The organism is Frateuria sp. (genome assembly GCF_013362045.1).
Taxonomy (GTDB): Bacteria; Pseudomonadota; Gammaproteobacteria; order Xanthomonadales; family Rhodanobacteraceae; genus Frateuria_A.
Map to the genome: position 1 here is coordinate 1 of NZ_JABFWW010000019.1, position 8215 is coordinate 8215.

Annotated in this window: 6 protein-coding genes; all 6 read left to right on the plus strand. The window is 71.0% G+C overall.

Going from position 1 to position 8215, the window contains the following annotated elements:
- Window positions 1-885 (plus strand): phosphoenolpyruvate carboxylase (locus tag HOQ08_RS01085; protein ID WP_291190293.1); only part of this gene is annotated, 885 nt, incomplete at its 5' end.
- A 103-nt stretch (window positions 886-988) separates the two neighbouring features.
- Complete coding sequence (locus tag HOQ08_RS01090; RefSeq protein ID WP_291190296.1) at window positions 989-2269, plus strand: HlyD family efflux transporter periplasmic adaptor subunit; 1281 nt, start codon at window positions 989-991, stop codon at window positions 2267-2269.
- A 62-nt stretch (window positions 2270-2331) separates the two neighbouring features.
- Entirely contained in the window at window positions 2332-3105 is a 774-nt protein-coding gene (locus HOQ08_RS01095) for an ABC transporter ATP-binding protein (RefSeq protein WP_291190299.1), read from the plus strand.
- Window positions 3102-5537, plus strand: coding sequence for an ABC transporter permease (locus tag HOQ08_RS01100; protein WP_291190302.1), 2436 nt, complete (start codon window positions 3102-3104; stop codon window positions 5535-5537). Before HOQ08_RS01095 ends, HOQ08_RS01100 begins: the two co-directional genes overlap by 4 nt.
- 5 nt (window positions 5538-5542) lie before the next feature.
- Window positions 5543-7051: an ABC transporter permease gene (locus tag HOQ08_RS01105; protein WP_291190305.1), complete on the plus strand. Its 1509-nt coding sequence runs from the start codon at window positions 5543-5545 to the stop codon at window positions 7049-7051.
- A 4-nt stretch (window positions 7052-7055) separates the two neighbouring features.
- Entirely contained in the window at window positions 7056-7985 is a 930-nt protein-coding gene (locus HOQ08_RS01110) for an ABC transporter permease (RefSeq protein ID WP_291190308.1), read from the plus strand.
- Window positions 7986-8215 lie beyond the last annotated feature (230 nt).

Genomic DNA, 8215 nt, shown 5'->3' on the forward strand with positions numbered 1-8215 from the left:
AGCCGTGGCGGCGCGCGCATCGCGCCGGCGCTGATGTCCGCGCCGCGCGGCTCGGTGGCCGGCGTGCTGCGGGTGACCGAGCAGGGCGAGGTGATCCACCGCAAGTACGGCATCCGCGCGCTGGCCCTGCGCAACCTGGAGCAGACGTTGAGCGCGGTGCTGCGCGCCTCGGTGCGTCCGCGCGGACAGGAGCCACGCGAGGCGCTCTGGCGCGGGCGCATGGACGCGCTGGCCGCGCACAGCCGCCGCCACTACCGCGCGCTGGTCGAGCGCGAGGGTTTCGTCGACTACTTCCGCAGCGCCACGCCGATAGATGTGGTCGAACGCATGACCCTGGGCTCGCGCCCCGCCAGCCGGCGCAGCATGCGCGGCGTGGAGGACCTGCGCGCGATCCCCTGGGTGTTCGCCTGGACCCAGTGCCGCTCGATCGTCACCGGCTGGTACGGCCTGGGCGCCGCGCTGGAGCAGGGCGCCGCCGAGTTCGGCGAGGACGCGCTGGCCGAGATGGCGCGCGACTGGCCGTTCCTCGCCAACGCGCTGGACGATGTGGCGATGGTGCTGGCCAAGTGCGACCTGGACATCGCCGAGGCCTTCTCGCGCCTGGCCGGCGATCTGCACGAGCCGTTCTTCGCGCTGATCCGCGAAGAGTTCGAGCGCACGCGCCGCTGGCTGCTCCGGCTCAAGCGCAGCGACACGATGCTGGCCGACAACCCGCGCCTGGCCGTCTCGATTCGACTGCGCAACCCTTACGTCGACCCCATGAGCCTGCTCACCGTCGACCTGCTCCAGCGCTGGCGCGCCGGCGACCGCACGGACGACGCCTTGCTGCGCGCGCTGGTCGCCTGCGTCAATGGCGTCTCGCAGGGCCTGCAGAACACCGGTTGAGCATGGTCGGCTGGGCACGGATACGGCCGTCCGTTTCCGGGAGGCCTCGTCCACAAGCGGACACCCGCTGCGCGTGGCAGGCCCGGTAGCAAGCCATTCGGGCTTGGCACGCCGATTGCTCAAGCTGCGCATGGACATCGCCAACCCCCAGTTTCGCCTGCAGCGCCGCCGTCGTCGCCTGTGGCTGGCCGGCGCCGGTGCGACAGTGGTCGCCATGGCCGCGGTGGCGCTGGCCCGCCTCGGGCCTGCCCTGCCCAAGGCCGAGCGCGCCAGCCTGTGGATCGACGCCGTGCAGCGTGGTGACATGCTGCAGGAAGTGCGCGCCACCGGCACGCTGGTGCCGCGCTCCAGCCGCTGGCTGGCGGCGGCGACGGCGGCGCAGGTGCAGGAGATCCTGATCTGGCCGGGCGCGGCGGTGCGCCCGGACACCGTGCTGATGCGCCTGGCCAACCCGGAAGTGGAGGATGCGCTGCACAACGCGCAGGCGCAGCTCGCCGCAGCCGAGGCGGAGGTGGCGGCCAAGCGTGCCGAACTCCATTCGCAGCTGCTCGACGAGCGCGCCGCGCTGGCGCAGGCGCAGTCGGACTACGCCTCCGCCCAGGTCAAGGCGCAGGCCGATGCCAAGGCGATGCAGAAGAACCTGATCCCGCGCGTGCAATACGAGCAGGGCCAGATCGCGCTGAAGCAGCTCAAGGCGCGCACGCAGATCGAGCAGGAACGCGTGGACAGCTTCGCCGGCAGCATGAGGGCGCAGATGGACGCGGCGCAGGCGCGCGCGCAGCAGCAGCGCAGCAATCTGGAGCTGCGCCAGCGGCAGGCACAGGCGCTGCAGGTGACTGCGGGCATTGCCGGCGTGCTGCAGGAAGTGGCCGTGCAGGAGGGCGCGCGCGTGGCCGAGGGTGCCAGCCTGGCGCGGGTGGCCCGGCCGGACGTGCTGATCGCGCGGCTGCAGGTGCCCGAGGTGCAGGCCAAGGACGTCGCCTTGAGCATGCCGGTCAGCGTGGACACCCACAACGGCGTGATCGACGGCCGGGTGGAGCGTATCGATCCGGCCGTGCGCAACGGCAGCGTGCAGGTCGATGTGGCGCTGGCCGGCCCGTTGCCATCGGGTGCGCGGCCCGATCTTTCCGTGGATGGCCGCATCCGCATCGCTCGATTGAACCACGTGCTCTCGGTCGGCCGGCCGGCACTGGCCAAGGCCGATGACGACATCAGCCTGTTCCGCCTGGACGCCTCCGGCGGCACCGCCACCCGCGTGCCGGTGCGCATCGGCGCCGCCTCGGTCGACCGCGTGCAGGTGCTGCATGGCCTTGCGGCCGGCGATCGGGTGATCCTTTCCGACACCAGCCAGTGGGACGGCTACGACCGCATCCGTATCGAATGAGGATCGACACGTAGGGCGGGCTTCAGCCGACCCTGCGCGGGAACGCAACTCCAGGAGAGCCGATGAACACCACCACCATCACCACCGAAGTCATCACCCTCGACAACATCCGCAAGGTCTTCCAGGCCGACGAGGTGGAGACCCACGCGCTTTCGGACGTGCATCTTTCGATCGCCCGCGGCGAGTACGTGTCGATCTCCGGCCCCTCCGGCTGCGGCAAGACCACCCTGCTGTCGATCCTGGGCCTGCTCGACACCGCCAGCGCCGGCCGCTACGTGCTGAACGGCCGCGACGTCGCCGCGCTCAACGCCGCGCAGCGCGCGCGCATCCGCAACGCGGAGATCGGCTTCATCTTCCAGGCCTTCAACCTGATCGGCGACCTGTCGGTGTTCGAGAACGTCGAGCTGCCGCTGACCTACCGCGGACGGCTAGGCGCGGCCGAGCGTCGTGCGCGCGTGCAGGAGGCGCTGGAGCGCGTGGGCATGTCCCACCGCATGCGCCACTATCCGGCGCAGCTCTCCGGTGGCCAGCAGCAGCGCGTGGCGGTGGCGCGTGCGCTGGTCGGGCGGCCGGCGATCCTGCTGGCCGACGAGCCCACCGGCAACCTCGACTCGCGCAACGGCGAGGCGGTGATGGCGCTGCTGGACGAACTGCACAAGGGCGGCGCCACCATCTGCATGGTCACCCACGACGCCCGCTACGCGGAGCTCGCACAGCGCAAGATCCGACTGTTCGACGGACGCGTGGTCGACGAGGAGACCTTCCACCGCCTGCGCCGCGAGGACGAGCAACGGCTTGATGCGCTGATCGGCCAGCGCATCGAGGTCGGCGCGTGAACGTCTGGCTCATCGAGATCTGGCGCAGCTGGCGCGCCAGCCTGCGCAAGCCCGGCTTCCTGCTGCTGGCCAGCGGCGTGCTGGCGTTGGGAGTGGGGTCTGGCACGGCGGTGTTCACGCTGATCGAGCACGTCCTGCTCAAGCCATTGCCCTATCCGCATGCGGAGCGGTTGGTCGCGCTGGGTCCCCTGGATGGCTCCTATGTCGGCGGCATTTCTCCGCAGCAGTACCAGCAGCTGCGCGGGCTCGACGGCGTGCGGGAGATGGGGCTGTACATGCCGGGCGGTCCGGCGGTGAACATCTCGGGGAACGGAGAGCCGCAACTGGTCCCTTCACTGCAGATGGACCGCGGCACGCTGCCGACGCTGGGCATGCAGCCGCTGCTGGGGCGCAACTTCAACCGCGAGGAAGACAGCCCGAACGGTCCGGCCGTTGCGATCATCTCGTACGGCCTGTGGCAGCGCCGGTTCAACGCTGACGCAGCAATCATCGGGCGCAGCCTGCGGGTGGAGGGTACGCCGCACACCATCATCGGCGTGATGCCGGCGGATTGGGATCTCGCCGGCGACGTGATCCTGCCGGCGGCGTTGCGGCCCAACGGCCGCGAGGATGGGACCAATTACGAGGCGGCGGCGCGCCTGCAGGCAGATGCCACCCGGGCCGCGGTGGCGGCCCAAGTGGACGCCCGCCTGCGCGCGTTCTACGCGCCGCAGGCGGGCACCTATGGGGAATGGTGGAAACACATGCATTTCGGCGCGCAGGACCTGCACGCCTTCCGCCACGCCGAGGACGGCCTGCAACTGGCCCTTTTCGCGGGTTGCGCACTCGCCGTGTTGCTGATCGCACAGGTCAACCTGACCAGCCTGATGCTGTTGCGCGCTTTGTCGCGCCGGCAGGAAACCGCGGTGCGCGGCGCGCTGGGTGCCTCCGAGTGGCGGCTGGTATTGCCCCTGCTGGCCGAGGCGTTGTTGGTCGGCATGCTGGGCGCCGCCGCCGGACTCGGCCTGGCCGGAGCCGGGCTGGCGGTGTTGGGAGGCTTGATGCCGCCGGACTGGATGGCAGGCGGTCTGCATCCCGGTGCCCCTGCGGGAGTCTTCGCCGGCGTGGTCGGCGTCCTGGGCGCCTTGCTCGGCAGCGTGCTTGGTTTGCGCCGCTCGCATATCGCCATGGCCGAGGCATTGCGCGAAGGCGGCCGCAACGGCTGGCGCCGGCAGGAACGCCGGTTCGGGCGGTGGCTGGTGATGGCGCAGGTGGCGCTCGCCACAGTCCTGTTGTGCGCGTGCGGGCTTTTCGCGCACGCGCTGCTGGACGCCGCACGCGTGCCGCTGGGCTATCGCACGCAAGGGATCGTGACCTTCGAGCTCGCACCGATCAAGGCAACCTACCCGGATGCGGCCGCCGTCGAGCACCTGTCGCGTCGGCTGGTCGATCGCCTGCGGAGCATCCCGGGAGTCGACGCAGCATCGGCCGCCACCAACCTGCCGGGCGGGTCGTGGCGCGACCAGTTCAATCTCGGCGGCTTCCGCGTGCCCGGCGGAAGGGACGAGAACAACATCCAGTTCCATGCGGTCGATACCGGCTACTTCCGGCTGTTCGGCATTCCGCTCGAAAAAGGACGCGGCTTCGTCGCAAGCGACGTGCGCGGTGGCGAGGCAGTGGCGATCGTCAATCGCACGCTGGCCGACCGCTGGTACGGCGGCCACGCGCTCGGCCAGCTGATCCAGCGCGGCGAAGGGGCGGAGCGGTTTTCCGCGCGCATCGTCGGCGTGGTGGCCGATACCTACCAGCTCGGCCCGCTGGAACCGCGTTCGCGCGGGCCGATCCTGTACCTGCCGTTGACGCAGGTGCCCGACCGCGAGCTGGGGATATTCCGCAGCTTCGAGCCGATGCGCTACGCGCTCGCCGTTCGTGGCGACCCGGCGGCCTACCGGCATGCGCTGCAGCAGGCGGTAGCCGCGGTGGCGCCGAACCAGCCGATGGACAACGTGCGCACGATGCCGCAGATCATGCATGCGACCATCGAGAAGGTGCGCGTGCAGCTTTGGCTGACCGCCCTCTTCGCCGGTCTGGCACTGCTGCTGGCAGCCGCCGGTCTGTATGCGGTGATGGCGGTGGCCGTAGCCTCGCGCGAACACGAGTTCGGCGTGCGCCTGGCCCTGGGTTCGCCGCCGGCGCGGCTGGCTTGGCTGGTGCTGCGCGGCGGTGCGCGGCAGGTGGCGGCGGGCCTGGCGAGCGGTATCGTGCTAGCGCTGGTGGCTGGGCAGGGCCTGCACATGCTCATGCTGGTGCTCGGCCTGCGCCGCGATGTTCTCGATCCGCCGGTGCTCGTCGTGGTCGCCCTGGCCCTGCTGGCCGCCGGCTCGCTGGCCTGCCTGCTGCCGGCGCTGCGAGCCGGGCGGGTGTCGCCGATACGTGCACTCAAGGGGGAGTGACGACGATGCCCACCTGGTTATCCGAGATAGCGCGCGCCTGGCGCGCGAGCCTGCGTCGCCCGGGCTTCCTGCTGCTGGCGACCGGCGTGCTGGCGCTGGGTATCGGCGCCAGTGTGGCGGTGTTCGCGCTGCTCCAGGGCAGCGTGCTGCGGCCGTTGCCGGTGCCGCGCGCCGATCGCCTGGTGGTGCTGGGACCGTTGCACGACAACGGCCACGTGGGCGGCATCTCGGCGCACGAGTACCAGTACCTGGGGCCGCCCGAGGGTCTGCGTTCGCTCGGGCTGGTGCATTTCGGCCTGTCGGCGAACATGGCCGGTGCTGGGGCTCCTACGCAGGTGCCGGTGATCTACCTGGACCGTGGCGTGCTCCCGACGCTGGGCCTCAAGACGGTGCTGGGGCGCGACTTCAATGCGCAGGAGGATGCGCCCAACGGTCCGAAAGTGATGCTGCTGGGCCACGGCCTGTGGCAACGCGCCTACGGCGGCGATGCCGGCGTGGTCGGCCGCAGTCTCGATGTCGAGGGCGCCGCCTACACCATCGTCGGCGTGCTGCCGGCTGCATTCAACACCGTGCTGGGCGCCGGCGACGTGGTGCTGCCGATGGCGCTGCCCAAGGTCAGCCGCGACTTCAACCACAATGGCGACATCGTGATCGGCCGGCTCGCCGACGGCGTCGACGTCGCCACCGTGGCGGCGCAGGCCGACGCGCACGAGCGCACGATGTTCCGCGACATGGGCATGGGCGGCAACTGGAAGCGGCCGCGCTTCGGCGCCGAGCCGCTTGCGGCGGCGTTCCAGCAGGACGTGCGGCCGATGCTGGTGCTGTTCCTCGCCAGCGCGGCGCTGGTGTTGCTGATCGCACTGGTGAACCTGACCAACCTGATGTTGCTGCGCGCCCTGTCGCGCAGCCACGACGCCGCCGTGCGCGGCGCGCTGGGCGCGCCCGTGCTGCGGTTGATGCTGCCGGCACTGGGCGAGGGCCTGCTGATCGGCATCGGGGGTGCGCTGCTGGGCATGGCGCTGGCCGTGGCGGGGCTGGCGCTGCTGCAGGGCGTGATCCCGCCGCTGTGGCTGTGGGGCGACCGCGTGCACATCGGCCTCGGCGCGTGGGTGCTGGCGCTCGGGATCGGATGGCTGGGCGCGCTGGTGGCGGCGGTGCTCGGACTGTGGCGAAGCCGCACCGCCACCGCGGCGGAGGAACTGCGCGAGGGCGGGCGCGGCGGCATCGGCGTGCGCAGCGGCCGCTTCAGCCGTGCGCTGGTGGTGGCGCAGGTGGCGCTGGCGGCGATCCTGCTGTGCGCCGCCGGCCTGTTCATGCGCGCGCTCTACGATGCCTCGCGCGTGCAGCTGGGCTACGCCGACGACCACGTGCTCACCTTCGAACTGGCGCCGGTGAAGAACCGTTACCCGGATACGGCCTCGCTGCTCGACCTCTCGCGCCGGCTGGTCGCGCGCCTGGACGCGCTGCCGGGCGTGACGGACGTGGCGGTGACGACCAGCCCTGCCGACCAGTGACGACATGTACGGCCAGTTCAACAACGGCATGCGCACGCCCGCGGACAATGATTTCGTGGCGCAGCTGCACGGCGTCGGCGCCGGCTTCTTTCGCCTGTTTGCCATCGCGCGGCACGAGGGCCGCGACTTCGGCAACGGCGATGTCGCGGGCGGCGAGCCGGTAGCCATCGTCAGCCAGGACCTGGCCGACAGCTACTACGGGGGGCACGCCCTGGGGCAGACGATCGCCATCGAGCAGCCCGATGATGCGGTGGCAAAGGCGCGCATCGTCGGCGTGGTGGGCAGCACTTACCAGCACGGGCCGCTGCAGCCGCGCCAACCGGTGGTGTACGTACCGCTGGCGCAGATGCCGATACCGGCGATGGCGGTCTTTCGCCAGATGGAGTCCTTGCGCTTCGCCCTGCGCGTTCACGGCAATCCGGTCGATTGGCAGGCAGGCGTGCGCACCGCGCTGGCCGAGATCGCGCCCGGCCAGCCGATCGCCCGGCTGCGCACGATGCGCAGCATCGTGGAGCAGACCACCGCCGCCGCGCGCCTGAACCTGCTGCTGATCGGCGTGTTCGCCGCGCTTGCGCTCCTGCTGGCGGTGGCCGGCCTGTATGCAGTGATGGCGGTGGTGGTGGCCTCGCGCGAACGCGAATTCGGCGTGCGCCTGGCGCTGGGCGCGCAGCCATCGCGACTGGCGCGGCTGGTGTTGCGCGGCGGGCTGGGGCAGGTGGCGCAGGGACTGGCAATCGGTACCGCCGCCGCGCTCGGCCTGTCGCAGGCGCTGTCCAACCTGACGATGGTCATGCTCGGGCGTGTCGCCGGGCTGGACTTGGCCGCGGTGCTCGGTGTTTGCGCTGCCCTGGCCGCATCCGGCGTGCTGGCCTGCCTCCTGCCCGCCTGGCGCGCCGGGCGGGTGCCGCCGATGCGTGCACTGCGCGGGGAGTGAGGGGCGATGGTACTGAAGAGGTACGTGACGCGCTGCGGAGGCTGCGCCGGCGCGCGGGCTGCAGCCTGCTGTCGGTGGGGATATAGGCATCGTAGCTAGCCCTGGCCCCTTGCCCGACTCTCTTCCCGAACGAGAGAGGGAACTAGTTCACGGCGCTATGCTGCATCGACAGGAACCAGGCAAACGCATGACCGCAAAAGTCGACCCCACCGTATTGCTGGCCGACGATC